Source organism: Micromonospora sp. WMMD1082 (assembly GCF_029626175.1).
In the GTDB taxonomy this organism is placed as follows: Bacteria; Actinomycetota; Actinomycetes; order Mycobacteriales; family Micromonosporaceae; genus Micromonospora.
Genome location: NZ_JARUBM010000002.1, coordinates 1607862 through 1633502 on the forward strand (window position 1 = coordinate 1607862; position 25641 = coordinate 1633502).

The 25641-nt window shown below is 74.0% G+C and carries 23 protein-coding genes; 11 read left to right on the top strand and 12 right to left on the bottom strand.

All coding sequences use genetic code 11. The annotated features are described in order from the left end of the window. The first annotated feature begins 183 nt into the window (after positions 1 to 183). From O7615_RS07590 to O7615_RS07605, 4 genes are all read left to right on the top strand, one after another. Complete coding sequence (locus tag O7615_RS07590) at positions 184 to 1332, top strand: glutamate--cysteine ligase (RefSeq protein ID WP_278176642.1); 1149 nt, start codon at positions 184 to 186, stop codon at positions 1330 to 1332. A 15-nt stretch (positions 1333 to 1347) separates the two neighbouring features. Beyond that, complete coding sequence (locus tag O7615_RS07595; protein ID WP_278176643.1) at positions 1348 to 2718, top strand: FAD-dependent oxidoreductase; 1371 nt, start codon at positions 1348 to 1350, stop codon at positions 2716 to 2718. 88 nt (positions 2719 to 2806) lie between these two features. Then, positions 2807 to 4231, top strand: coding sequence for a WGR domain-containing protein (locus tag O7615_RS07600; RefSeq protein WP_278176644.1), 1425 nt, complete (start codon positions 2807 to 2809; stop codon positions 4229 to 4231). Between the two features lie 96 nt (positions 4232 to 4327). Continuing rightward, the gene (locus tag O7615_RS07605) at positions 4328 to 5233 is read left to right on the top strand and encodes an aminoglycoside phosphotransferase family protein (protein WP_278176645.1); all 906 of its coding nucleotides are present in this window, start codon (positions 4328 to 4330) and stop codon (positions 5231 to 5233) included. A gap of 37 nt (positions 5234 to 5270) precedes the next feature. Here the strand turns inward: O7615_RS07605 and O7615_RS07610 are convergent, their stop codons facing one another. The 3 genes from O7615_RS07610 to O7615_RS07620 all read right to left on the bottom strand — a co-directional run bounded on the left by O7615_RS07610 (position 5271) and on the right by O7615_RS07620 (position 7273). Further along, entirely contained in the window at positions 5271 to 6125 is an 855-nt protein-coding gene (locus tag O7615_RS07610; protein ID WP_278176646.1) for a DNA-formamidopyrimidine glycosylase family protein, read from the bottom strand. Positions 6126 to 6195: 70 nt separating this feature from the next. Then, on the bottom strand, positions 6196 to 6393 hold the full coding sequence (locus O7615_RS07615; protein WP_278176647.1) for a DUF397 domain-containing protein: 198 nt from the start codon (positions 6391 to 6393) through the stop codon (positions 6196 to 6198). Further along, entirely contained in the window at positions 6386 to 7273 is an 888-nt protein-coding gene (locus O7615_RS07620) for a helix-turn-helix transcriptional regulator (protein ID WP_278176648.1), read from the bottom strand. The genes O7615_RS07615 and O7615_RS07620 overlap by 8 nt, the downstream gene beginning before the upstream one ends. Positions 7274 to 7696: 423 nt before the next feature. Between O7615_RS07620 and O7615_RS07625 the strand changes: the two genes are divergently transcribed. From O7615_RS07625 to rocD, 6 genes are all read left to right on the top strand, one after another. Next, complete coding sequence (locus O7615_RS07625; protein WP_278176649.1) at positions 7697 to 7915, top strand: hypothetical protein; 219 nt, start codon at positions 7697 to 7699, stop codon at positions 7913 to 7915. After that, positions 7912 to 8217 (top strand): hypothetical protein, encoded by a 306-nt coding sequence (locus tag O7615_RS07630; RefSeq protein WP_278176650.1) that lies wholly within the window; start codon positions 7912 to 7914, stop codon positions 8215 to 8217. Before O7615_RS07625 ends, O7615_RS07630 begins: the two co-directional genes overlap by 4 nt. A gap of 807 nt (positions 8218 to 9024) precedes the next feature. Next, positions 9025 to 9990, top strand: coding sequence for a thrombospondin (locus tag O7615_RS07635; protein ID WP_278176651.1), 966 nt, complete (start codon positions 9025 to 9027; stop codon positions 9988 to 9990). A 227-nt stretch (positions 9991 to 10217) separates the two neighbouring features. Further along, positions 10218 to 10472, top strand: a complete 255-nt coding sequence (locus O7615_RS07640; protein WP_278176652.1) for a hypothetical protein — start codon at positions 10218 to 10220, stop codon at positions 10470 to 10472. 211 nt (positions 10473 to 10683) lie between these two features. Continuing rightward, on the top strand, positions 10684 to 11499 hold the full coding sequence (ddaH, locus tag O7615_RS07645) for a dimethylargininase (RefSeq protein ID WP_278182007.1): 816 nt from the start codon (positions 10684 to 10686) through the stop codon (positions 11497 to 11499). Next, positions 11496 to 12710 (top strand): ornithine--oxo-acid transaminase, encoded by a 1215-nt coding sequence (rocD, locus tag O7615_RS07650; RefSeq protein ID WP_278176654.1) that lies wholly within the window; start codon positions 11496 to 11498, stop codon positions 12708 to 12710. Before ddaH ends, rocD begins: the two co-directional genes overlap by 4 nt. Before the next feature lie 65 nt (positions 12711 to 12775). Here rocD and O7615_RS07655 read toward each other — a convergent pair whose 3' ends face one another. From O7615_RS07655 to O7615_RS07680, 6 genes are all read right to left on the bottom strand, one after another. Continuing rightward, the gene (locus tag O7615_RS07655) at positions 12776 to 13924 is read right to left on the bottom strand and encodes an FHA domain-containing protein (RefSeq protein WP_278176655.1); all 1149 of its coding nucleotides are present in this window, start codon (positions 13922 to 13924) and stop codon (positions 12776 to 12778) included. Then, positions 13921 to 14214, bottom strand: a complete 294-nt coding sequence (locus tag O7615_RS07660) for a 4a-hydroxytetrahydrobiopterin dehydratase (protein WP_278176657.1) — start codon at positions 14212 to 14214, stop codon at positions 13921 to 13923. Before O7615_RS07660 ends, O7615_RS07655 begins: the two co-directional genes overlap by 4 nt. 104 nt (positions 14215 to 14318) lie before the next feature. After that, positions 14319 to 17879, bottom strand: a complete 3561-nt coding sequence (locus tag O7615_RS07665; RefSeq protein WP_278176658.1) for a hypothetical protein — start codon at positions 17877 to 17879, stop codon at positions 14319 to 14321. A 48-nt stretch (positions 17880 to 17927) separates the two neighbouring features. After that, entirely contained in the window at positions 17928 to 18248 is a 321-nt protein-coding gene (cutA, locus tag O7615_RS07670; RefSeq protein WP_278176659.1) for a divalent-cation tolerance protein CutA, read from the bottom strand. Between the two features lie 9 nt (positions 18249 to 18257). Beyond that, on the bottom strand, positions 18258 to 19274 hold the full coding sequence (locus O7615_RS07675; RefSeq protein ID WP_278176660.1) for a 1-acyl-sn-glycerol-3-phosphate acyltransferase: 1017 nt from the start codon (positions 19272 to 19274) through the stop codon (positions 18258 to 18260). Next, on the bottom strand, positions 19274 to 20104 hold the full coding sequence (locus O7615_RS07680; RefSeq protein WP_278176661.1) for a patatin-like phospholipase family protein: 831 nt from the start codon (positions 20102 to 20104) through the stop codon (positions 19274 to 19276). Before O7615_RS07680 ends, O7615_RS07675 begins: the two co-directional genes overlap by 1 nt. A gap of 188 nt (positions 20105 to 20292) precedes the next feature. Here O7615_RS07680 and O7615_RS07685 point away from each other — a divergent pair, with 188 nt between their 5' ends. Next, complete coding sequence (locus O7615_RS07685) at positions 20293 to 21921, top strand: serine/threonine-protein kinase (protein WP_278176663.1); 1629 nt, start codon at positions 20293 to 20295, stop codon at positions 21919 to 21921. 12 nt (positions 21922 to 21933) lie between these two features. Here O7615_RS07685 and O7615_RS07690 read toward each other — a convergent pair whose 3' ends face one another. From O7615_RS07690 to O7615_RS07700, 3 genes are all read right to left on the bottom strand, one after another. Further along, entirely contained in the window at positions 21934 to 22995 is a 1062-nt protein-coding gene (locus O7615_RS07690; RefSeq protein WP_278182008.1) for a glycosyltransferase family 4 protein, read from the bottom strand. Positions 22996 to 23151: 156 nt separating this feature from the next. Further along, positions 23152 to 23826 carry a BON domain-containing protein gene (locus O7615_RS07695; RefSeq protein WP_278176664.1) on the bottom strand — a complete coding sequence of 225 codons (675 nt, stop codon included), beginning with the start codon at positions 23824 to 23826 and terminating at the stop codon, positions 23152 to 23154. 178 nt (positions 23827 to 24004) lie between these two features. Then, positions 24005 to 25588 (bottom strand): trypsin-like peptidase domain-containing protein, encoded by a 1584-nt coding sequence (locus O7615_RS07700; protein ID WP_278176665.1) that lies wholly within the window; start codon positions 25586 to 25588, stop codon positions 24005 to 24007. Positions 25589 to 25641: the final 53 nt, after the last annotated feature.

A 25641-nucleotide genomic window follows, 5' to 3' on the forward strand; every position in this document is an offset into this window, starting at 1 on the left:
AGCGCTCTCTGAGGAGTTGTACGTCCGGCACGGACAGTTGTCAATGTCGATCGATCCGGCCCGTCGCCCGGCCGACACGCCGGGTCGCGCCCGGCCGGCGTTTCCGGCGCCCACCACTGCGGGTAATTGCCGGCCAACACCGGCGCGGACCGACCGCACCGGCGGGAGCGGACGGTGGTGGCGATGGTCAGGCAGATGGTGACGGCGCCCGAACCTCCGGTCGAGGGAACCGACCTGCTCACCGTGGGTGTCGAGGAGGAGTTCCTGCTCGTCGATCCGCACACCGGGGCCGCGGTGCCGGCCGTCGACGCGGTGATCGAGCAGGTGCCCGCCGAGCTGCGGGGCCAGGTGGAGCGGGAGTTCCAGACCAGCCAGATCGAGATCGGCAGCCCGCCCGGGTTGGAACTCTCCTCGATCCGGCACTCCCTCGGCCTGCTGCGCACCGCGCTCGCCGAGGCCGCCGAGCGGGCCGGCGTACGGCTGCTCGCGATCGGCACCGGCCCGGTCGACGGACCGGTGCCCCCGGTGGTCGACAAGCCCCGCTTCGACCGGATGGTCGAGCGGTTCCGGCTGCTGGTGCCCGGACCGGGCAACAACGGCATGCACGTGCACGTCGGGGTGCCGAACGAGGACATCGGCGTGCAGGTGCTCAACCACGTCCGGCCCTGGCTGCCGATCCTGCACGCGATCACCGCCAACTCGCCGTTCGCCCGGGGCCAGGACACCGGCTACGCCAGCTGGCGCTCGATCGAGTGGGAACACTGGCCGTCGGTGGCGCCGACGCCGTTCCTGACCTCCCACCACCACTATCGGAAGCTGATTCGCCAGCTGATCGCCAGCGGAGTGATGCTCGACGAGGGGATGCTCTACTGGTACGCCCGACTGTCGGCCAAGTACCCGACGGTGGAGCTGCGCATCGGTGACGTCTGCCCGACCGTGGACGACGCCGTCCTGGTGGCCGCCCTGGTCCGCGGGCTGGTGGCGACCGCCCTGGACGACGTCGCCGCCGGCCGGCCGCCGCTGCCCGTCGACCACCACCTGCTGGTCGGCGCGCACTGGCGGGCCGCCCACGACGGGTTGGAGGGCGCGGCGGTCGACCTGACCAGCGGCGAGCTGCGGCCGGCCTGGGACCTGCTGGACCAGCTCGTCGGGCGGCTCGGGCCGGCCCTGGACGCGCACGGCGACCTCGCCGAGGTGACCGGCCTGCTCGACGGGCTGCGCCGGAGCGGCAGCGGCGCGGCGCGCCAGCGTTCCGTGTACGCGCGCACCGGTCGGCTGGAGGATGTGGTGATGGACGTGGCCCGACAGACCCGGGGCGGGAACCCGGCATGACGAAGGGGTGGTGCCGTGGCGGAACGGTTGATCGTCGTCGGCGGGGACGCCGCCGGAATGGCGGCCGCCTCGCAGGCTCGCCGTCGCCGTAGCCGCGACGACCTGGAGATCATCGCGTTCGAGCGGGGGCACTTCACCTCGTACTCGGCCTGCGGGATCCCGTACTGGATCAGCGGGCTGGTGACCGACCGGGAGCAGTTGGTGGCCCGGTCGCCGAAGACGCACCGGGAGGAGTTCGGCATCGAGGTGCGGCTGCGGCACGACGTGGTCGCGATCGACCTGGTCCACCGCGAGGTGGTCGCCCGGGACCTGGACGGCGGCGGCGAGGTCCGCGAGCCGTTCGACACCCTGATGTACGCCGCCGGAGCGGTGCCGAAGAAGCCGGACTGGGCCGGCGCCGACGCCGCCGGGGTGTTCGGGGTGCAGACCCTCGACGACGGCTCGGCGCTGCGCGCGTGGCTGGACGCCGACCCACAGCCCCGCTGCGCGGTCGTGGTCGGTGGTGGCTACATCGGCGTCGAGATGGCCGAGGCGCTGGTCCGTCGCGGGCTGTCGGTCACCCTGGTCGAGCGCGGTGAGCAGCCGATGTCCACCGTCGATCCGGACATGGCCCGGTTGGTCACCGAGGCGATGCGCGCGCTGGGCGTCACCATCCGCACCGGCGTGCGGGTCACCGGCGTGTCCCAGCGCGACGGCCGGGTGTCCGAGGTGGTCACCGACGACGGGCCGATCCAGGCCGACGTGGTGGTCCTCGGCCTCGGCGTACGCCCCAACACCGGGCTCGCCGAGGCGGCCGGCCTGCCGCTCGGACCGACCGGCGGCATCCGGGTGGACCGCCGGATGCGGGTCACCGGGGTGCCCGGGGTGTGGGCCGGCGGAGACTGCGTGGAGACCCTGCACCGGGTCAGCGGGCTGCCCGTGCACGTGCCACTCGGCACCCACGCCAACAAGCAGGGTCGCGTCGCCGGGATCAACATCGGCGGCGGGTACGCCACCTTCGCCGGGGTGATCGGCACCGCCGTGACCAAGGTCTGCGACCTGGAGGTGGGGCGGACCGGGCTGCGCGAGCGCGAGGCCCAGGCGGCCGGCTTCGAGTTCGTCTCGGTGATCGCCGAGTCGACCAACCGCGCCGGCTACTACCCCGGCGCCCGGCCGATGACGGTCAAGCTGATCGCCGAGCGCCCCAGCGGGCGGCTGCTCGGCGCCCAGATCGTCGGCTGGTCCGAGGCGGCGAAGCGGATCGACACGCTGGCCGTGGCGCTGTGGAACAAGATGACGGTGGACGACATGACCGCGCTCGACCTCGCCTACGCCCCGCCGTATGCCCCGGTCTGGGATCCGGTGCTGGTCGCGGCCCGCAAGGCCGTCGACGCCCTGGCCCGCTGACACTTCCGGGCCGGTTTCTGTCGGGGGCGGGGGTTAGCGTGTGCACGCCGCCCGGTCAGGGCCGGCCACCCACCCCTCGGAGGAACCCATGTCGCCGGAGACGACCTACCTCGAACTGTCCGAAGTGGACGGTGCAGCGCACAAGTTCTACGAGGTGGTGGTCGACGACACCACGATGACCGTGCGCTACGGCCGGATCGGCGACCGGGGCCAGGTGAAGACCTCCGGCTTCACCGACAACACGCGGGCGCGGGCCGCCGCCGCGAGGAAGATCGGCGAGAAGATCCGCAAGGGGTACGCTCCGGCGGTGCCCGGCGCCCGCCCGAAGCGCGCGGTCTCCCGGCGGCAGATCGTCAGCACCCGCTCGACCGCCCGCACCGCCCCGGTGCTCTGGCGGTACGACTCCGGCGCTCCCGCGTTCGGCATCTTCGTCGACGGCCGCACCTGCACGGTGGGCAACGAGCACGGCGTGATCACCACGCTCGACCACGACGCCCGGGTGCTGGATCAGGTCCGCCTGCCCGACGGGGTGAAGTGCATCGTGGCCGACGACGCCTGGGTCTACGCCGGCTGCGACGACGGCAACGTCTACGACCTCTCCGGCAAGATCCCCCGGGTGGCGTACGCGATCGCCCCCGACATCGACATCTACTGGCTGGACATCCACGACGGCGTGCTGGGCGTCTCCGACGCCGACGGCGGGATCGCCGCCATCGACCACGAGGACGAGTTCCTCTGGCGCCGGGCCGGGCGCGGCCGGTCGGCCTGGATGGTGCGCTGCGACACCGACGCGGTCTACCACGGCGACTCGACCGGGGTGAGCGGCTACGACTGGCGCACCGGGCGGGAGCTGTGGCACACGCGGACCGGTTCGGTGCTCTTCGGTTGGCAGGAACGCGACGCCGTGTTCGCCGGCACCGCGACCCGCGAGGTGGTGCGCCTCGGCAAGGACGGCCGCACCGCCTCCCGGACGTACCGCGCCGACGCGCCGGTCTTCTCCTGCGCCACCGCCTCCGACGGCCGGTACGTCTTCGCCGGTGACAGCCAGTCCTCGATCTACTGCTTCGCCGCCGACGGCACCCGGCTGTGGAAGCTCGGCACCGGCTGCGGCTCGGCGTACTCCATGCAGTATCACGACCAGCGCCTCTACGTGGTGACCACCAGCGGCCACCTGGCCTGCATCGACGCCAGCGAGCCGGCGATCCGGGCGGCCGAGGCGGGCAGCGTGCCCGAGGTGGTCGACGTCAAGGCCCCGGCCCGGCTGCCGGAGCCCGCGGCCGTCACCCAGGTCGAGGTGGTGAGCGACGCGGGCGGCGGCGTGGTCGTGGAGTGCGTCGAGCACGGCGGCCGGCTGCGGGTGCACGTGCTCTCCACCGGCTACCACCGGGACTGGTCCGTGCAGTTCCCCAAGGGCATCCGCGAGCCCGGGGCACGCTACCTGGTCACCGAGATCCGCGAGTCCGGCCGAGGCGGCTTCTACCGCGCGTACGGCGACATCCGCCGGCTGCGCTGATCCCCGTGCCGTCCGATCGGGGTCGACCGCCAGCAGGCCGGTGGCGGCGCCGGATCTCCGTTGTGGCGGCGGGTCGGGCTCGGCCACCATGAGCCGGTGACCGGCGAGCTGCGGATCCCCGAGGAACTGACCTGGCTGCGTGGCATGGCGGGCGGCCCGCAGTGGTTGGCCGAGCTACCGGATCGCGTGGCGACGTGCGCCCAACGCTGGTCGCTGTGCGTCGGGCCACCCTTCGGGTACGGCATGACCTCACTGGTGGTGCCGGCCGACCTGCTGGACGGCACCCGGGCGGTGCTCAAGGTGCAGTTCCCCGACCCGGAGAGCGAGCACGAGGCGACCGCCCTGCGGTGCTGGGACGGCGACGGCGCCGTCCGGCTGCTCGCCCACGACCCCGACCTCCGGGCGCTGCTGGTGGAACGCTGCGACCCCGGTACGCCGCTGCGCACGCTACCCCTGGACGACGCGCTCGACGTGGTGGTGGCACTGCTCCCCCGCCTCTGGACACCTCCCGGCCCGGCCGCTGGCGGGGTGGAGCGGGCGATCGGGTGGCCGTTCACGTCGTTGGCCGAGGAGGTGGCGGGCTGGACGGTCCGGCTGCCGGTCGCGTGGGAGCGGGCCGGCCGTCCGTTCGAGCGGCGACTGGTCGACGCGGCACTCGACCTGCTCACCGGGCTGGCCGGCAGCCAGGGCGAGCAGGTGCTGGTCAACCAGGACCTGCACGCCGCCAACGTGCTGCGCGCCGAACGCGAGCCGTGGCTGGTGATCGACCCTAAGCCGCTGGTCGGCGAGCGGGAGTTCTCGGTGGTGCCGATGGTGCGCGGCACCGAGCTGGGCCACTCTCCGGCGGCGGTCCGCCGCCGGCTGGATCGCCTCAGCGGCGAGCTGGGACTGGACCGCGACCGGGTACGCGGCTGGACGATCGGTCAGACGATGGCCTGGAGCATCGCCCCTGACCACGTCTACACCAGCCACCTCGACGTAGTCCGCTGGCTGCTCGATTGAGGTGTTAGCCGAAGTCCCCTGCTATCCAGGCCCCTGCTTACACCTGGCAGGTGGGGCACCAGTAGAGGTTGCGGGCGGTGATGGTGCCTCGGGCGATCGGGGTGGCGCAGACGTGGCACGGCTGGCCGGGGCGGCGGTAGACGTACACCTCGCCCCCATGCCGGTCGACGCGGGCCGGACGGCCCATCGCCGCCGGCAGGTGCGCGGCGCGGACGGTGTCGATCCGGCCGGTGGCCACGGCGAGCGTCATCAGCTCGACCAGGTCGGCCCAGAGCACCTCCCAGCCGGCCCGGGTCAGCGCCCGGCCGGGCAGGATCGGCGACAGCCCGGCGCGGAACAGGGCTTCGGTCACGAAGATCAAACCCGTGCCGGCCACCACCGACTGGTCGAGCAGCAACGCCGCCAGCGCCGTCGAGCTGCGGGAGATCCGGGCGTACGCCCGCTCCGGGTCGGCGTCGGCGCGCAGCGGGTCGGGGCCGAGGCGGGCGCGCAACGCCGCCACCTCGGGCGGGGTGAGCAGTTCGCAGGCGGTCGGCCCGCGCAGGTCGAGCCAGCGCCGGTCGTCCGACGGCTCGGTGGGTCTGCCGCCATGCTCCGACGTGGGACCGTCGCTGGTCAGCCGCAGCCGGATCTGCCCCACCGGCTCCGGGGGCTCGCCGTGGCCGTCGGCGAACTTCCCGTACAGGCCGAGGTGGACATGCAGGATCAGCTCACCCGAGTAATGGTGCAGCAGGTGCTTGCCGTACGCCTCGGTGGTTTCCAGCACGGTGCCGGAGAGGCGGGCGGCGCCTTCGGTGAAGCGGCCCTGCGGGCTGGCGGCGAGCACCTTGCCCCCGGCGAACAGCTCCGCGTGCCGGGCCGCCAGGCGGTGGATGGTGTGTCCCTCTGGCACGGGCACCAAGGGTAGCCATCGGGTGCGGCGGGAAGGAGGGGGCCCCGACGCCGACCGGTGCCCGGCTCACTCAGCGCAGGCCGCGCCGCACCTCGCCCACGAACGCCGCCCAGCCGGCCGGGGTGACGGTGAGCACCGGGCCGCGCGGGTCCTTGCTGTCGCGGACGGCCACCACGCCGGGCAGATTGGCGGCCACCTCGACGCAGTCGCCGCCGCTCCCGCCGCTGCGGGTGCTCTTGCGCCAGACGGCACCGGCAAGATCAGACATGATGCTCCTCGATGATCGTCTGGATCAGTTTCTCCGATTCTGCCTCACTCAGGGCGAGCGCTTCCAGGTCGTTCCAGACGTGCTCGTAGGCGGCGACCTCGGCCGGTCGGTCGAGGTAGAGCGCGCCGGTGATGTTCTCCAGGTAGACGGTGGTCGGCTCGGTCGACGCCCGGCCGAACGCCTGCGGGAAGCCCAGCAGCACGAAGGTGCCGGTCTCGCTGGCCAGCGGCGGGCCGGCGGCCAGCGGCAGCACCCGCAGGGAGACGTTCGGCAGCGCGGCCACGTCGAGCAGGTGCCGCAACTGCTCGGCCATCGCCCGCCGGTCGGGAATGGTGCGGCGCAGCACGGCCTCGCTGAGCACCACCCTGAGGGTGGGTGCGCTGGGCAGCCGGCGGACGAGGATGTTCTGCCGTTGCAGGCGCACCGCCACCAGCTTCTCCCGCTCCTCACCGGTCATGGTCGGGTTCTTGCGGCAGAACAGCTCGGTGGCGTACTCGCGGGTCTGGAGCAGGCCCGGGATCAACTCGGAGTCGTATCGACGAATCAGGGAGGCAGACGATTCCAGGCCGACATAGAGCGAGAACCACGAAGGAACCACATCACCGTACGAGTGCCACCAGCCCTTTGCCCGAGTCTCTTTCGCGAGCCCGGCGACGATCTCCTTCATGTCCCCCGGAACCCGGTAAAGATCGCACATGACGCGGGCGTCGACCACCCGGACCGGCACCAGCCCCTTCTCGATACGCCAGACCTTCTGCCGCGAGCAGTCCAGCGCCTCCGCCGCCGCGTCGAGCGTGACCGAGGCGTCCTCACGTAGCTGCGTGAGCAGCCGCCCGAGCTGACGTCGCGGCACGGTCGAACCGCTTGTTTCATCCGTCATGCAACATCACCGCACTCCTCCTGCAACATCGGGCAACTCCTCCCGCGCAGATTCCTCGTGCATTCATCGCGCGCTATTTCGGGATAAGGGTATTGAGGTGCGGCTGCATTGCGCAAGGTGTCCGGACCACCGCATGCTGTGAACTGTCTTCCCCGGGCGGAATGGGTCGGAAATGGCGTCCCTGTGGCCGCCGGAATTCCGACCGGATGGTTCCGTTCCGTGAAAGAGGATTCCCATGCAGGCAATGGAACGAGGCCCCGAAGCCGCACCATCGTCCTCCCCGCCGGCAGGCCGGTCACCCGAGCGACGCCATCGCCCTCTCCCCCGGCAGGCCAGTCGATGGAGCGAGGCCCCGAAGCGGCACCATCGTCCTCTGCGCCGGCAGGCCGGTCACCCGAGGCGTCGCCGAACCGGGGCGGGGCGGTGACCGCGCACGGGCCGGTGCTGCCCACCTGGAACTGTGCCGGATGTGGCCGGCCCTGGCCCTGCGCCCGACGCCGGATCGAGCTGCGCGCCGAGTACGACCAGGCACCCGTGTCCCTGGCGCTCTACATGGGATCCTGCCTCGTCTCCGCCAGCCAGGACCTGGGCTGGTCCACCGCCGGCACCCTGCACCGCCGATTCCTGGGCTGGCTGCGGTGAGCCAACTCGGCGCCGGCGACCTGCTGCGCCTGGGCCAGGCCGCCAGCGTGCAGTTCCGCCGGCCGATCCTGTTCCGGTTGATCCGCGAGCTGGACTGGACCACCTACGACGGCTGGGTCTGGCTCGACGGATACCAACTCGACAGCCAGGGCCAAGCGGTCGCCCGCCGGTCACTGTTCGTCCAGCGCGCAGGCATCACGCTGGTACGCGCCGCACCCCGCCCCCTTCCCTACCGCCCACCACAACTCACCCCCACCCGACGGCAAGGCGCCACCCAGCGGCAAGGCGCCATCCAGCGGTAAGGCCCCGCCCAGCGGTAAGGCGCCGACTGGCGGTTGAAGGTCCGTCGGATGGACGAGAACGAGGTGATGGCCCGACAGCCCGCCCGAACCACCGGCACGGCCGACACACGCCGGCTACCCCTCCCCCACACCCCGGGCTCCCTCACCCACACCCCGACCGCGCTGACTCCCTCGGCCGCACGCCCTGGCCCCTCCCCGACGCCCGGCCGGGCTGACCCCTCAGCCGCACACCCCGACCCCTCACCCACCCCTGCCCAGGCTGGCCCCCCAGCCACGCACCCGGCCCCTCACCCACCCCCGCCCGGACTGGCCCCTCAGCCACACGCCCGCCCCCGCCCGGGCTGGCCCCTCAGCCCGGCTGCCCCTCTCGGCCGCACACCCCGATCCCTTGCCCACTCCGGCCGCGCTGACCCCTCGGCCACACGCCCCGACCGTGCTGACCCCCTCGGGCGCGCGTTCATGATCCCCGCAACTTCCCTGTTGTTGCTGCCTCAGCACGAGGTTGAGGCAGCAACAACAGGGAAGTTGTGCGGATCTCCGCGTCGGCGGGTACGCGGATCCCGCCACGCCCTCACGCCCTCACGCCCTCACGCCCTCACGCCCTCACGCCCTCACGCCGATCTTGCAGTTTGGGTCGGCGAAAGGTTCTCTTCTTCCGCTTTGCGGCGACAGAAAGTGCAAGATCGCGGAGGAGGGCGGGCGGGGGTGGGGTGTCAGACGAGTGGGGGGTGGGTACCTCGCCGGTACTGAGGCGTGGGGCCGGCACGGGAGTGGTCAAGCATCCACGCACGACCAGGAGGTGACGCTATGAGATTTCCTTCGCTGTCGCGCCGGGAACAGCCCGCGTCGACGGCCGACGACACCGACCGGGACGGCACGGTCGCCACCGACACCCGTATCCCCGAGGGGTCCACAGTAGAGGAACGTGCCGACGACGACGCCGCCACGCAGCGCGGCGGGGCGGCGACGACCGGCGCCACGGCCACCCGACGCCCCGCCAACGAGCGGACCGCCAGCGGCCGAGTGGCCACCGAGCGCCCCGCCAACGAGCGCCCGGCAGCCGAGCAGGCTGAGACCGAGCGCACCGATATCGAGCGTGCCGCCGCCGAGCGGGCTGCCACCGAGCGTGCCACCGACCGGACCACCACAGAGCGCGCCGCCACCGACCAGGCCGCCGCCGAGCGCGCCGCCGCTCGGGCTGCCGTCGCGCCCGGCCCGCGCCCGACGCGCGACCGCGACCGCATCACCGACCGCGACCCGGAAGCCGACCGCGACCCGGACGTTGACCGGGACACAACCGTCACCGACCGGCACCGCACGGATCGGGACCACACCGACCGGGACCGCACGGATCGGGACCACACGGATCCGGACCGCACTGACCGGGACGCCACCCTCGACCGGGACCGGGTGCCGGCTCCGGACGAGACCCGCGCGCCGGTCGGGCCGCGGCCCCGGGCCAGCATGTTGGCCACCCTCGGCCTGATCGTCGGCGTCGCCGGCGTGCTGTTTGTGCTCACAGGGATCCTCGCCGGGTACGGCATCGGGGTGGGCGCGGCCGGGGCGGTGCTCGCCGTACTCGGACTGATCGCCACCCGGCGCCGGCACATCGCCGGCAAGTCCGACGCGCTGCTGGGCATCGCCTTCGGTCTCGGCGCGGTGGTCCTCGGCGTACTGGCGATGACCGGGCAGTACGACTGGCCGAGCACCGACGGCGACCTGGTGGCCCGCTTCCGCGAGTGGCTCGACTCACAGTTTGTCGATCGCCTGTAGCGGGCACTGTCCGGCCCGCCGGTGGTGCATCGGCGCCCGGCCGGTGAGCGACCGGCCGTAGCCCGACCAGTTCTGGTGGTTCACCAGCCGGGCGCATTTCGTCAGGGGCGGCGGTCCGCCGCCCCTGACGCATGTCCCACTACCCGCCACCCATCGACCCTGCCCGACAGCCGACCTGGCCACAATGACCGGGAAGCGCTCGTCGGTGCCGAAGGGAACGTGGCGTCATGGACAGACTGACCAAGGGCGAGCTTTTTGCCCTTCTCCGAGTCGTGATGTCGGCTCAGGCCGAGGTGATGCTCGGCCGCCTCAACGCTCAGCCAGTGCGTCACTTGGCTGAGGCGTTCGACGCTTTCGGTGAGTTGGCCGGCATCGAATCGTATGACGCTCGCGTGATTCAGGGCCTTGAGCGGCTGAATCACCGATTGCGATTGCAGTTGGGCGAGATGGTAGGAGCCGAGGAGGCTCAGCCACTCCAGTGACTGGGCCTCCCTGGGCACGTCTCAGCCGCAAGACCCAGGGCGAGATGCAACGAATCATCGTCAGCACGGCGCTAGACGCAACGATCAGCCGGTATATGCAAGGCTTCGCGGTGGATCCTGCTCCTTCGGCCCGCATAACGTTGGGCTACGGCGCCAGCCCGTGGGCCGTCGGTGGCCGGGCGCGCCCGAACCTGGGAGCAGGACAATGACGATGGACGCCACCCGCCAGCGCTTCCTGATGTGCCGGCCGACGTACTTCGCCGTCGACTACGCGATCAATCCGTGGATGGACCCGACCGCTCCGGTCGACGCCGACCTCGCCGTCCGGCAGTGGGAGGGGCTGCGCCAGGTCTACCTGGACCTGGGCCACACCGTCGAGGAGATCGCCCCGCTGCCGGGCCTGCCCGACATGGTCTTCGCCGCGAACGGCGGCACCGTGATCGACGGCCGGGCGATGGCCGTGCAGTTCCGGGATCCGCAGCGCGCCGACGAGGCGCCCGCCTACCGCGCCTGGTTCGAGACGGCCGGCTTCGAGATGTACGACCCGAAGCACGTCAACGAGGGCGAGGGCGACATCCTGCTCGCCGGTGACCACCTGCTCGCCGGGACCGGCTTCCGCACCGCACATGCCTCGCACGCCCAGCTCCAGGAGGTCTTCGGCTACCCGGTGATCACCATGCAGCTGGTCGATCCGCGCTTCTACCACCTGGACACCGCGCTGACCGTGCTCGACGAGCGGACCGTGGCGTACCTGCCGGAGGCGTTCTCGCCCGGCAGCCAGGCCGTGCTGCGCCGGCTCTTCCCCGACGCGGTGCACGCCACCATGGCCGACGCCGAGGTGCTCGGCCTCAACGCGGTCAGCGACGGGCGGCACGTGGTGCTGCCCGCGCAGGCCACCGGCCTGGCCGCCACGCTGCGCGACCGGGGCTACGAGACCATCGGTGTCGACCTGTCCGAGCTGCGCAAGGCCGGCGGTGGCCCGAAGTGCTGCACGTTGCGACTCCGTCAGGGAAAGGCAAGCCAGTGATCGAGGACATGCTGCGGACTCCCGCTGCGGTGCAGGACGCGGAGCGCCACACCGCGCACAACTACCACCCGCTGCCGGTGGTGATCTCCTCCGCCGAGGGCGCCTGGGTGACCGACGTGGACGGCCGGCGCTACCTCGACTGTCTCGCGGGCTACTCGGCGCTGAACTTCGGCCACCGGCACCCGACGCTGATCGCCGCCGCGCACGCCCAGCTGGACAGGTTGACGTTGACCAGCCGGGCGTTCATCCACGACCAGTTCGCCGACTTCTGCCGGGAACTGGCGGCGCTCTGCGGCAAGGACCTGGTGCTGCCGATGAACACCGGCGCCGAGGCCGTGGAGACCGGCATCAAGGTGGCCCGCAAGTGGGGCTACCAGGTCAAGGGGGTGCCGGCCGGGCAGGCCAACATCGTGGTCGCGGAGGGCAACTTCCACGGGCGTACGACCACCATCGTCAGCTTCTCCACCGACGAGGACGCGCGGGCCGACTTCGGGCCGTACACGCCGGGCTTCCGGATCGTCCCGTACGGCGACCTGGCCGCGCTGACCGCCGCGATCGACGAGCACACCGTCGCGGTGCTGCTGGAGCCGATCCAGGGCGAGCAGGGCGTGGTGGTGCCGCCGGAGGGCTACCTGCCCGGCGTACGGCAGCTCTGCACCGAGCGCAACGTGCTCTTCATCGCCGACGAGATCCAGTCCGGCCTGGGCCGTACCGGCACCACCTTCGCCTGCGAGCTGGACGGCGTCGTGCCGGACATGTACCTGCTGGGCAAGGCGCTCGGCGGTGGCATCGTGCCGGTCTCCGCGGTGGCCGCCGACGCCGATGTGCTCGGCGTGCTCAAGCCGGGCCAGCACGGCTCCACCTTCGGCGGCAACCCCCTCGCCTGCGCGGTGGCGACCGAGGTGGTCCGGCTGCTGGCGACCGGCGAGTTCCAGCGCCGCTCGGCCGAGCTGGGCGAGCGGCTGCACGCCGGCCTCCGCGCGCTGCTCGGCAAGGGCCTGGTCGCCGTACGCGGCCGAGGGCTCTGGGTCGGCCTGGACATCGACCCGGCACTGATGAGCGGCCGGGAGGCCTGCGAACGGCTGATGGAGCGGGGTGTGCTGGCCAAGGACACGCACGGCTCGACCATCCGCCTCGCCCCGCCGCTGGTGATCACCGAAGCGGAGATCGACCACGCGGTGGCGCAGGTGGCCGCCGTGCTGGCCGGCTGAGCAGTCGTACCGCCTCGGCGGGCGTCGGGACCACGGCCCCGGCGCCCGCCGTCGTGCGGGGGACCTCAGCGCGGCAGGCGCATCGCCATGGTCGGCGCCTCGGCCATCACCGAGTCCGGGTTGTACGGCGCGCCCGCCGGGAACTCGCTCGGGCGGCCGACCTGGACCCCCGGGTACAGCTCCACCATGTCACCGGTACCGAGCACCCGGGACTGCTGCGGGGCCAACGAGATGCGGTCGGACTCCGCCATCGAGCCGCCCGGACGCACGCCCGAGCCGTTGGTGCTGACGTCGGTGGCGACGACATCGCCGCCCCGCAGCTCCAACCGCAGGTGGCTGCGGCTGATCCACCGCCGGGCCTCGTCGTTGAGCCACTGGCCGAGCATGATCCCACCGGAGCCGTCCGGTGCCCGACCGATCATCGCCGGCTGCTCCTCGGTGAGGACGAAGCGACGGCGGATCAGGCCACCGACGCGTACCGCGAGGACCTCGCTGCGGGGCCGGGGCCCGGCGTCGCGCAGTCGGGCGCCGTGCCGGGGGCAGGTCGGCACGCCCTTGCGCAGCGCCGGTGGCGGCTGACCCGTCGGCTCGCGGTCCACCCGGGCCAGGTCGGCGAAGGCGCCGCCGCCCCCGGCACCGCCGAAGAGGGTGCAGCCCGACTCCGGGCACCGCCACTCCCGGGCGAGCAGCTTGGCGCCGGCCGGCGACGGCGGCCCGGCCACCGGGGTGTGGCCACCGCCGACGTGGGCGATGAAGACGGGACCGCCGGCACCCGGCACCGGGGCGAGGACCCGGCCCGGCTGCTCCACCAGCCAGGGGAACCGCCCGCGCAGGCCGTCGAAGCGGACCCGGCTGAGCACCGGCAGGCCGAGCAGGTCGGCCACCTCCAGCATCCGGTCACCCGGGTTGTCGAGCACCTCGACCAGGCCGTCGTCGGCCCAGCGGCGGACCACCATCCGCTCGTTGGAGGTGAGGTCGGCGTCGGAGAGCATCCCCCGGTGCACCACCGCGTAGACCGGGACGCTGTCCTCCTCCAGGCTGCGGGCCAGCGCGTCGATGACCATGCCGAGGCGCAGCGAGCTGGCCGGACGCCCGCCGTCGAGATCCTGGTAGCGGATGACCTCGGCCAGGTCGAGCACCGCACGGGCCAGCTGCGGGTCGGTGCAGACGCGCCCCTCGATGGCGTCCAGCACCTTGCTGATCTCGAACCTCATCGCGCACTCTCCACGATCTCGTCGATCCGCCGGGCCAGCTCCACATCACGCACCGTGACACCGCCGGCCGAGTGGGTCACGCAGCAGAAGGTCACCGTCCGCCACCGGATGTCGATGTCGGGGTGATGGTCCAGCTCCTCGGCCGTCACGGCGACCCGGTCGACCACCGCGATGGCGTCCGGAAAACTCGCCAGCTCCACGGTGCGGGTGATCCCGGCGGGGTCTCCCGACCAGCCCGCCAGCCCACCCAACTCCTCTCGCACCGCCCCGGCGGTGAGCACGTCTGCCATGCCCAGACCCTAACCTGTCCCCCCGCCGGCCACCGCTGGGCGATCTTGGTACGGAACCACCCTGCACGGGGCGGTTTCGTACCAAGATCCAGCAGGATCGGTCTTCAGGTCATGCGGCTTACGGTGGAGCGGAGGCGGTGGAGGTCGCGGCGGCGGCGTTCGTAGGTGGCCGCCAGGCCGATCAGGGTCAACCCGGCGGCGGCCAGGTAGGCCCACCGGGGCAGCAGATCCCAGCTCCGCACCAGCTCGTGCAGGGCGAGCAGGGTCAGGGTGACCCCGCCGAGCACCACCGGCGCCTGCCAGCGCCGGACCGCACCGAGCAGCGTCGCGGCGAGCGCGGCCGCGCCGAGCAGCAACCGCCGCCACGGCTGCGGGTCGGGGCCGAACAGCACGGCGGCCAGGCTGGGCAGCAGCACGGCCGCCAGGCCGGGGCCGAGCGCCAGCCAGCTGGTCAACCCCGGCCGGGTACGCAACGCCACCAACCCCGCCGCGAGCGCCACCGCCGCCAGCGGCAGGGTGTACGCCTCCAGCACCGCCACCCCACCGGAGACCAGCAGCAGCCAGACCGCAAGCAGTTCACTGCCACCGGCGATGCCGGCGAAGACCCACCGCCGACCGGTCGACTCGCCGCGACGCAGCAGCCGCATCCCGACCGCTGCGCCCCAGAGCACGCAGACCGTCGCGGCGTGCCGGGGTGCACCGACGGTGAGCAGCAGCGCGAGCAGCGCCACCGCCTGCGCGGCAGCATCCAGCGCCCGACGCACCGCCGAGGCCGGCAGTGTCGCGGCGAGCGTGAGGGCGACGGCCGCCACGCCGAGCACGGCGAACGCCGCCATCCGCAACGGCAGCCCGCCGGCCAGCGGGGCGGCGACCGCGAACCCGGTCGCCGCCACGACCGCGACCAGCCAACCGGCCAGGCGTACGAACCGATGGCGTGCGGCCACCCCGGCGACGGTCGCGGCCACCACCAGCAGGCCCAGCCCGGCCAGGGTGCCGGCCCGGGTGGCCTGGAGGTTGAGCAGCCCGGCAACGGCCAACACCGACCCGACCGGCACGGCGGCACCGACGAACGCCGTACCCGAGGTCAACAGTGCGCCGGCCAGCAGCAGGGCCACGCCGCCGAGCAGCGCCGACGCCGGCACCACCGGCCAGGGCGCGGCCGCGGCGACCAGCAGCACCGGACCGGCGGCTCCCACGAACGGCAGCACCGCCGCCACCACCCGCCACCCGCCGGCCCGCCACCAGCGATCCCGGCCGGCGGAGTCGCCGAGTGGGCTCGGCGCGGTGCCCGCGGACCGGGCGACGGGCCAGGCGGCCAGCGCCGCCGCCAGCGCCAACGTCGCCAGTGCCACGCCGACCGGCAGCGCGCCCGGTAGTGGTGGTGCCGCCGGGGCACCGGACCACGGGGCGGCCGGCGGACCGTACGGCGTCATCAGGGCCGTCACGACCACCGGGACGGCCGCCAGCACCGCCACGCCGGCCAGGCCCAGCCCGGCCACCGGCAACGCCGCCGACGGTCGGGCCCGGAACCCGGCCAGCGCGGTCAGCAGCGCCGCCACCGCCGCGTAGACGGTCACCGGCTCGGCGGCCGGTACGGCCAGCGGCGCCAGACCGGTCACCACGGCGGCCACGGCGAGCCCGGTCGAGGCGTACCCGGTCAGGTCGGGCCAGTGTCGACGCAGCGCGAGCAGCGCGACGGCCGGTAGTGCGACGGCGGCCAGCGCGGCGCGGGCCTGCCACCACGGCGGTGCACCGGCGCCGATCAGCGCGATCGCCGCCCCCGCCGGCACCACGAGCACCGCCGCGACCAGTCCGCCGCCGGCCACCCCGCGCTGCACCGGCCCGCCATGCCGGCCGGCCACCGCCACCGTGAGGCCGGCGGCCAGGATCACCGCGCAGCCCGCGCCGGCGCCGGCCGGGCCGGCCAGCCCGACCAGCAGCCCGTGCCCGAGCAGCGCGGCACCGGACAGCGCCGCGATCAGCGCCGTCGACCCCCGTACCGCCGGGCGGGCCACTGCTGCGGCCAGCAGCACCGACCCCACCGCCAGGTCGACGGCGACCACGGCCGGCCACGGCGCGGCCCAGGCCGCCGGCACGGCGAGCGCGGTGGCGGCCAGGCCGGCCGCCGCGACCGCCGGCCGGGTGGCCCGAGGCAGCAGCCAGGCCACCGCCGCAGCGGTCAGCGCCGCCGCCACCGGCAGTTGCCACCCCCAGGCGAACACCGGCCCCGCGTCGGCACCGCGCCACGGCGGCAACGACCGGCCCACGGCGGCACCGGCCAGCAGCAGCCCCGCCAGCGCCGTCAGCGACCCCCCGCCGCCGGCCACCAGCAACGCCCCGACTCGCGGCCCGCCCCGCCAATCGGGCGGAAGCAACCGCACCGCACCGGCCAGCGCCACCGCCACCAGCGCCGCCACCAGCAGCCACACCGAGGCGCGCAGCTCCACCGCCGGCCGGATCACCGCAGCGGCCAGCACCGGTACCACCGCTCCGGCCGCCACCGCCCGCGCCGGCCCCCCGCCGGCCAGCAGCGCCGCGCCGAGCACGGTCAGCGCCACCAGCAGCATCGGCGCACCGGCCAGCAGCGGCACGCCGCCCGCCCGACCGACCAGCAGCGGCACCAGCGCGCAGCCCGCGGCGAGCAGCAGCGCACCGGCGAAGCCGACCCAGGCCACCGCCTGGCCGGCGAGCCGCACCGCCGGAGTCGTCGCGGCCCCCTCGCCCGCGACATCCCCGCGACCGCGCCGCAGCGCGGCCACCACCGCCAGGTCGACCAGCGCCACACCGACGAAGACGACCGCCCAACCGGCCGGCTCCGGCCGGGCCTCGGCGGCGAGCAGCGGCAGCACCGGCTGCCCGGCGAGCAGCGCGGCGAACCACGGCACGGCCAGCCGGCTGAGCCGGGCGTAACCGACCGCGACCGCCGCGCCGACCGCCGCGACCAGCCCGGCGTACCGGCTGCCCGGCCAGGCGGTCACCCCGAACAGGTCCACGGCCCAGGCCGCGTACCCGTCGAGCAGCACCAGCAGCAGCCCGACGGCGGCGAAGGTCTCGGCGGTGCCGCGCAGCCCACGCCACCGCGCGACGAGCGGCACGGCCAGCAGCAGCGCGGTGAACGCGAGCAGGATCAGCGCCCGGCCGGCCACCCCGACCGACGCCCAGGCCACCGCCGTGAAGACCGTGGCCGCCGTGCCCAGCAGCAGCCCGCCGAGGACGAAGAGCAGACCCTGCACGGTACGGGTCGAGGTCTCCGCCCCGCCCGGAGCGGCCGGCACCGGCTCGACCGGTTGCCATCCGGAAACGGCCACCGGTGCGGCCAACGGCCCGGCCACCGGTGCGGCCGATTGCCCAGCCACCGGTGCAACCGACTGCCCGGCCGCAGCGAGGGCCGGTGCCCCCGGCCCTCCGGCGACGGCCGGTGCCGGGAACTCCGCCCGGACGGACGCGGCCAGCTCGCCCCGCCGCCGACGGAGCACCGCCAGCCGCCCGGCCAACCCCTCGTACGCCGCTCGGGCCCGCTCCACCTCGCCGCCCAGCGTGACGATCTCCCGGTCGAGCCGGATCACCTCCGCCGCGCCCGGATGCGGCGGGCGCCCGCAGCCGGTGCAGCCGGAGCCGAGATTCGCCGGCGCACCGCAGGCCGGGCAGGGGTAGGCGTTGTCCACGCGATCATCCTCGACGGTCGCGCACCGCCGGCACCAGAGTGCGCGTACTCAGGGTCGGGTGTGCTCGAAGACCCAGGCGGCGTACCCGGGATGGCCGCAGTCCACCCGGCTGACCAGGATCTCCGGCACCTCGTACGGATGGCTGGCACGCAGCTGATCCAGCAGCGCGTCGACCCGGTCCGGCGCGGTCTTGAACTGCACCGACCACTCGGTGCTGGTCTCCACCCCCGACCGCCACCAGTACGTGCTCTCCACCTGGCCGCCCACCTGAGCGCAGGCCGCGAGCCGCCCGGCCACCGCGGCGGCGGCCAGCAGATCGGCGACCGAACGCGCGTCGACCACCGTCGTCACCACGCTGATCTGCTCCACGTGCGCACCCTACGTGGCGTCGTCGTGATTGGTCGCGATCCACCCGTCTATCCGACTCCACCAGTCGTAGAGCCAGTCGACGCGCTGCTGCCGGTCGGCCGGGATCTCCTCCGGCGGCACAGACCAGAAACGCATCACGAGGCGCTTGTCCATCGGCAGTTCCCGCCACACGTCGGCGACGGTGAGCATCCGGTCCAGGCCGGTGTGGGCCACGAAGATCACCCCGGCGTCCGGCGCCGCGTCCAGCGCCGCCAACACCCCGCCGGGCTGCGGGGCGAGCACGTGCCGCATCGCCTCCGCCTTCAGCGCCATCCGCTCGTGGCCACGGTCCCACAGCCGGGCGATCGCCCGCAGCCGCCGCTTCGGGGTGAAGTTGCCGCCCTCGGGAAAGATCACGAAGGCGTCGTCGTCGTCCAGGCCGGTGGCGAGGTGCCCGACCTGGTCGGTGAGCGGGCCCCGACCGTCCCGGCCCGGCGCGATGAACCGGCTCGGCAGCCGGTTGAGCAGCACGTCGATCGCCGGATCCCACTGGAGGGTGTCCTTGAGGACGATCCGCGGCTCCCGCCGGAACCAGTTCACCAGGGCGTGGATCAGGATGAACGAGTCGCCCGGCCCGGCGTGCCGGCACAGCACCAGCTCGGGCCGACCGGGCAGGGCGGTGTCCGGGTCGGTACCGACCACGTCGATGCTCAGGTGCAGCGTCCACCGCGCCTGCCAGAACAGCACCCGCAGGAACCAGCCCGCCAGCACGTAGTGGGCACGTTGGAAGGTCGGCGAGCCGACCCGCCAGCCGAACCCGGAGGCGATCCAGAGCCCGAAGAGGCAGAGCAGCGCCGCCGCGTCCCAGACCAGGTAGAAGCAGCCGAGCCAGAGCAGCCGCAGCGGGCGCAACCGACCCGGCACGAACGGGGACACCGCCAGGGCCAGCAACGCCCACAGCGGCACGGTGGTCACCAGCAGCGTGGCCAGCAGCACCACGCCGGGCGCCAGCACCAGTCGGCGGAGCCACCGCGGCGGTAGGGGCATCAGCGCTCCAGGTTCGCCAGGTAGTGCCGGGAGGCCGAGTACGCGCGGCTGATCCGTCGGCCCACCGCCGCCATGTCCCGGTACGCCCACGGGGTGTCGTCGCGCGGCTCCAGCCCGCCGGTCGGCAGCACGTGCACCTCCACCCCGTCGGGCAGGGCGGCCATCTCCCGGGCGAACCGGTGCCGGCGGGCGATCTCGAACGCGACCTGGGCGATCTCCCAGGGCCGCCGGGGCGGGGCCAGGGCACGTTCGATCCGGCCCACCTGGAGTACGAAGATCCGGCCGGCACCGGCGGCGACCGCCTCGCCGATCGGGATGGAGTTGACGATCCCGCCGTCGACGTAGTGCTGGTCGCCGATCCGGGCCGGCGGCAACAGCCCCGGCACGGAGGCGGACGCGAGCACGGCCGGCACCACCGGCCCGCTGACGAACCAGTGCTCGGCGGCCCGCTCGATGTTCGCCGCGCAGCAGCGGAACGGGATCTTCAGGTCGGCGAAGGTGGTCTCCGTGCCCAGCTCACTCTCCAGCAGCTTGCGCAGCGGCCGGGGCGAGTGCAGGTGGGTACGGGCGGCGAAGCGGCGCAGTTGCCGGGCCACCGAGTCGCCGTACACCTCGCTGGCCTCCGGGGAGGCCCAGAGCCGCACCAGCCGGTTGGTGACCGCCTCGGACGGGTCGGCGGCGACCAGGGCGCCGTTGACCGCGCCGATCGACGTGCCGAGCACGATGTCCGGCCGGATGCCGGCCCGGAACAGGGCCCGCAACATGCCCACCTCGACCGCGCCCAGGACACCGCCGCCCCCGAGTACGAAAGCCACCGGTCCCCGTGCCATGCCGTTCATCCTGGCACGCCCGCGCCGCAACGAACTCCTCGCACGGCGGGCCGTGCGGCAACCGCCCGCGCCGACCGCCGGGTACGCGCAGCGCCCGGCCCGGCCTCCGGCCTTCCGGAAGCTCGTTGACAGGGCGGCAACATTCACGCAACCTGATACCGCTCCCAGCTATGAGGCAGGTGCGATCCGTGAAGCCAGCACTGCAGCCCGGCCGGTTGCTGGCCACCCGGTACCGGCTGATCGACCAGATCGGCGCGGGCGGCATGTCGGTCATCTGGCGGGCCCACGACGAGGTGCTCGACCGGATGGTCGCGCTGAAGGTGCTGGCCCCGTCGCTTGCCGCCGACGCCCGGTTCCGCGACATGGTCCGCGAGGAGGCCCGGGCGGCCGCGCAGCTCGTCCACCCGAACGTCACCTCGGTGCACGACTACGGTGAGACGGTGTCGCCGGACGGCGCCATCACCTCCTTCGTGGTGATGGAGCTGCTCTCCGGTGAGGAACTGGAGTTCCGGCTCACCGAGGGGCCGCTGCCGTGGCCGCAGGCGGTGGAGATCGGCGCCCAGGTCGCCGACGCGCTCGCCGCCGCGCACCGGCTAGGCATCGTGCATCGGGACATCACCACGGCCAACGTGATGATGACCCAGGTCGGCGCGAAGCTGCTCGACTTCGGCATCGCCACCCGGATCGGCGCGCCCGACGAGGACGAGGACGGCGCCACCTTCGGCACCCCCGCGTACGTGGCACCGGAGCGGCTCGACGGCGCGCCGGCCCAGCCGGCCACCGACGTCTACTCGCTCGGTGTGCTGCTGCACGAGACGCTGACCGGCCGGGTGCCGTACCCGGCGGACACCTGGGACGAACTCAGCGCCGCACTGGCCGACGGCGCATCGCCCACCCTCGCGGGTGTGCCGGGGTTGCCGTCGCCGGTGGCCCAGATCTGCCTGCGCTGCCTGTCGCGTGACCCGGCCGACCGCCCCACCGCCCGCCAGGTGGCCACCGTGCTGCGTGACCAGATGCTGCCCGCCGACCCGCAGGCGAGCACGATGCTCGCCCCCACCGTCACCCTCCCCGCACTGGCACCCACCCTCGCCGCCGCCCTCGGCCCGGCTGCTGCCGGCGGCACCACGGCCGGGACCGACAGCACCGTAGACGGAGCCGGCGGCGCCACGGCCGGAACCGACGGCGCCACGGCCGGAGCCGGCGGCGCCATGGGCGGGACCGGCGGCGGCGTGGGTGGGCTGGGAGGCGCCGCACGTGGGGACGCCGTGCTGACGCCCGGTCCCGACGGTGGCCGGCGCCGGCGGCTGCCGCGCCCGGTGCTCGTCATCACGACCGTGGCCGTACTGATCGCGGCCGCGCTCGTGGTACCGGCCCTCTGGCCGGACGCGACCGAGCCGCCCGCCGTGCTACCCACCGGCGGGCCGACCGCGACACCCGGGCCGGCCCGCCCGGGAAGCACCGCGAGTGAGCGGCCACCCGTCCCGCCGCCGAGCGCGTCACCCACGCCGCCGCCGGCGACGGCCGTACCGACCCCGCCTGCCGGTGGGGACAGCCTGGTCGCGGCGGCGAACCGGCTGGAAGCGGTGATCGGCGCCGGGCTCACCGACGGCGGCATCCGCGACGACGTCGGCACCGACCTGCGCAACGAGCTGCGCAACCTCACCCGGGCGGTGACCGGTGGCGAGAGCGAGTTGGGACCGGGCGTCGCCCGGCTGCGCGAGAAGGTCTCCGTCCGGCTGCGCGAGGGCGGATTGAGCCCGGCGTACGCCCAACAGCTGGACGCGGCGATCTCCGCGCTCGGTGCCGCACAGGTCTGACCCGCGCCCCGGTCAGGCCGGCGTGACCCGGGCCGGTTCGCGCACCGCCGTCCGCGGGGTCGCGGCGACGACGAACCGGCGGTACACCTCCTCGTAGCCGGCGGCCATCCGCTCGGTGGAGAAGGTCCGCGCCACGTGCTCCACGCAGTCCGCCGGGTCGAGGCCGGGCGCCGCACGCAGCGCCGCCGGCAGCTCCTCCGGCCGCTCGCAGATCAGCCCGGTCACCCCGGGCCGGACCAGTTCCGGCACCGCTCCCCGATTCAGCGCCACCACGGGGGTCCCCGTCGCCATCGCCTCCAGCATCACGATGCCGAACGGTTCCTCCCACTGGATCGGCATGATCAGGCAGCTCGCCTCGACCAGCAGCCGCAGCACGGCGTCCCGGTCGGCGTCGAGCACCACCGTGACGTCCGGTCCGAGCATCGGCCGGATCACCTCGTCGTAGTAGCGCCGCTCGGCGGGCTCGTTGCACTTGCCGGCCAGCACCAGCGGCAGTCCGGCCGCCCGGCAGGCACGGATGGCCAGCTCCGGCCCCTTGTCGGGGCTGAACCGGGCGAGCCACAGCACCGGCCCGTGACCGGGGACGTCCTTGCGCGGGAAGTCGTCGAGTCCCATCGCGTTGTGCACCGTGCCGACCCAGGGCAGGTGGGGGTTCAGCGCCCGTTGGGTACGCGAGATCGCCACCAGGCCGACACCCCGGTCGGTGTTGCTGAGCACCGTGCCGTACTCGCCCACCGGGTTGCCGTGCACCGTCGCCACCGTGGGCACCGTCCGCCGCCCCGCCACCAGCGGACCGATCGTGGTGTGGTCGTGCACGATGTCGAAGTCGGCCGGGCTGATCAGGTGATTCACCCGCGCCAGGTGGGCCAGTTCGGGCAGCGCCTCGCCGAGGCGGTCGTACTGGAGTTCGTCGAGCGTGGCGAGGTAGTCGGCGGCGGTGCCGTGGTCCGTGCCGGCACCCATCAGCGTCACCGCGTGACCTCGGGCGACCAGGGCGTCGACCAGGCCGGCCACCACCTGCTCCAGACCGCCGTAACCCGGCGGCGGCACCGACAGCCAGGGCGGCACCAACATGGCGATCCGCAACCGCTGCTCCCCCGCAACGTTGTCGGCCACGTGCCCTCCCCCGTCGCTCTCCGGTGGCGTCGGCCCCGATCCGTGCTGCGATGTGGCGGGGATCGACGTGCCTTCCCGGTCCCCGCGCCGGCAAACCGGACAGTGGCCGCCGGCTCAGCCGTCGCCCACCACCAGCTCGTCCCGTACCGTGCACACGCCCTCGGCCGACCAGGCGACCCGTTCCGCCTCCTCCCGTTCCGACCAGGAACGCACCACCCCGCTCAGGGTCACCGTGTCGTCCCGCACCTGCACGGTCACCCGTTCGGTGCCGATGCCCCGGAGCAGGGCACGCTGCACGTCGCAGCGGATCCGGTCGGTGTCCGGGCGGGTGGCGGGCCGGACCTCGACCAGGTTGGTGACGCCGCGTACGCCCCGCAGCCGGCGCAGCTCCCGCTCGGCGGTACGCCGCTGCCAGCCGAACTCCACCTCGCCGCGCAGCATCAACCAGCCGTCGGAGACCGTGAGATCCAGCCGCTCGGCCGGCACGAAGCTGTTCCACTCCAGCGCCCGGCTGGCCGCGATCGCCAGGTCGCCGTCGGTGATGTCGACCGGCCCAGGCGGACGTACCTCGATCTCGTCGGCGACGGCCCGCACCCCGCGTACCCGCTGGGCGCTGCGAACCGCCGCCCACCCGTGGGCGGCGCCGTCCACGCTGCCGGTGAGGGTCACCACCCCGTCGTGCACGCTCACCCCGATGTCGGTCTCGCGCACCTGCGCGTCCCAGGCGAGTTCGTCGAGCACGTCGCGCTGGATCCGGTCATCGGTCCGGGCCGCGGTAGCCGTGGTCATGGCACCCCCCATACGCCTCACGAGGTCTCACCGGAGAGGCTGCCGGCCGGCGGGGTGAGCCGGGTTCACCCGGTCCGGGTGAACCCGGACCGGGACGGGAGGGGGCGGCGGACGGCGCGGCCAACCCCCTTGGCCGTACCGCCCGCCGCCCCGGAGGGAGGAAGCAGGTTCTTGCCGGTTAGGACGCCTCGGCGAGCGTCACGGTTGCCGTCGTCTCGGCCCCGTTTCGTTGGTACGTCACCTCGACCTGATCGCCGACCTTGCCCGCCTGCACGGCGGCGACCAGGTCGCTGGAGTCATTGATCACCTTGTCGCCGAACCGGGTGATCACATCGCCCTGTTGCAGCCCGGCCCGCTCGGCGGCGCTGCCCGGGGTCACCGCGCCGATCAGCGCACCGCCGTCGGGCGCGGCGTTCACGCTCACCCCGAGCGACGGGTGGCTGATCTTCTCGCCGCGCTGGAGCTTCTCCGCGACGTCCTTCGCCTTGTTGCTCGGGATGGCGAAGCCCACCCCGATGTTGCCGGTGTTGCCCTGCCCCGCGGTGGCGATCGCGGTGTTGATGCCGATCACCTCGCCCCGGGTGTTGACCAGCGCCCCGCCGGAGTTGCCGGGGTTGATCGGGGCGTCGGTCTGCAACAGCCCCGAGATCGAGCTGACCGCCTGGCCGGGGAGTTGCTGCCCGCCGCCGGCCTGGATGGTGCGGTCCCGGGCGCTGAGGATGCCCGCGGTGACCGAACCCTGCAGGCCGAGCGGGCTGCCCAGCGCGAGCACCTGGTCGCCGACCTGCATCGCGTCGCTGTCGCCGAAGGTGGCCGGCTGGAGGTCGCTCACGCCGTCCGCCTTCAGCACCGCGAGGTCGGTCTTCGGGTCGGTGCCGACGACCTGGGCCTGGGCGCTGGTGCCGTTCGCGAAGATCACCCGGACGGTGTCACCGCCCCCGGCGACCACGTGGTTGTTGGTCAGCACGTAGCCGTCGGCGCTGAGCACCACACCCGAGCCCTCACCGCTGCCGGTGCTGATGGAGACGACGCTGTCCTGCACCGACGCGGCGATGCGCGGCAGGTCGGCACCGTCGATCACGGGGGCGGCGTTGTAGGTGCGGGTGACCCCGCCGCCGTCGCTCAGCGCGAGGGCGAGCGCCCCACCGGCGACACCACTGCCGAGCATCAGCGCGAACACCGCGACGCCGGCGCCGGCCAGCTTGGCGATCCGGCCGGGACGCGGCCCGCTGGACGGGGTGGGCGCCCACGGCCCCGGCTGCCCCGGATAGCCGCCGGGCATTCCGCCGGCCTGCCCCGGGTAGCCGGGCTGCCCGGCACCGGGCGAGGTGGGGTGCGCGCCGCTCCAGCCGGGCTGGCTCGGATACCAGGGCGCGCCGGGATAGCGCGCGCCGGGCACGCCCGGGCCGGCGTGGCCGGGATGGCTCGGCTGGCCGGGCTGGTACGGGTGCTGGTACGGGGGCCGGTGCTGGTGAGCGCCGGCCGGCGCCCAGCCGGGCTGCCCGGAGACCGGCTGCGCCGTCGCGGGCGGGCCGACGCCGGGCGGGGCGGGCAGGGTCGGCTCGTCCGGGCCGCTGGCGCCCCCGGAGGGCGGGTCGACGGCCCGGACCGGGACGGTCGGCGACTCGGCCGTGGCGTCGGTGCCGGAGGGCGCGCCGGCCGGGGAGTCGGACCGCGGGTACTCGGCGCGGGACAGCTCGGGTGGCGACGGCTCGGCGTCGGTGGGGGCCGGCCGGCGCGGGTCGGACTCGTACTCGGTCATGTTCCTACCCTCTCCCATCGCTCTGCGTTCCGGCTTGGGCTGGCCTGAGCATT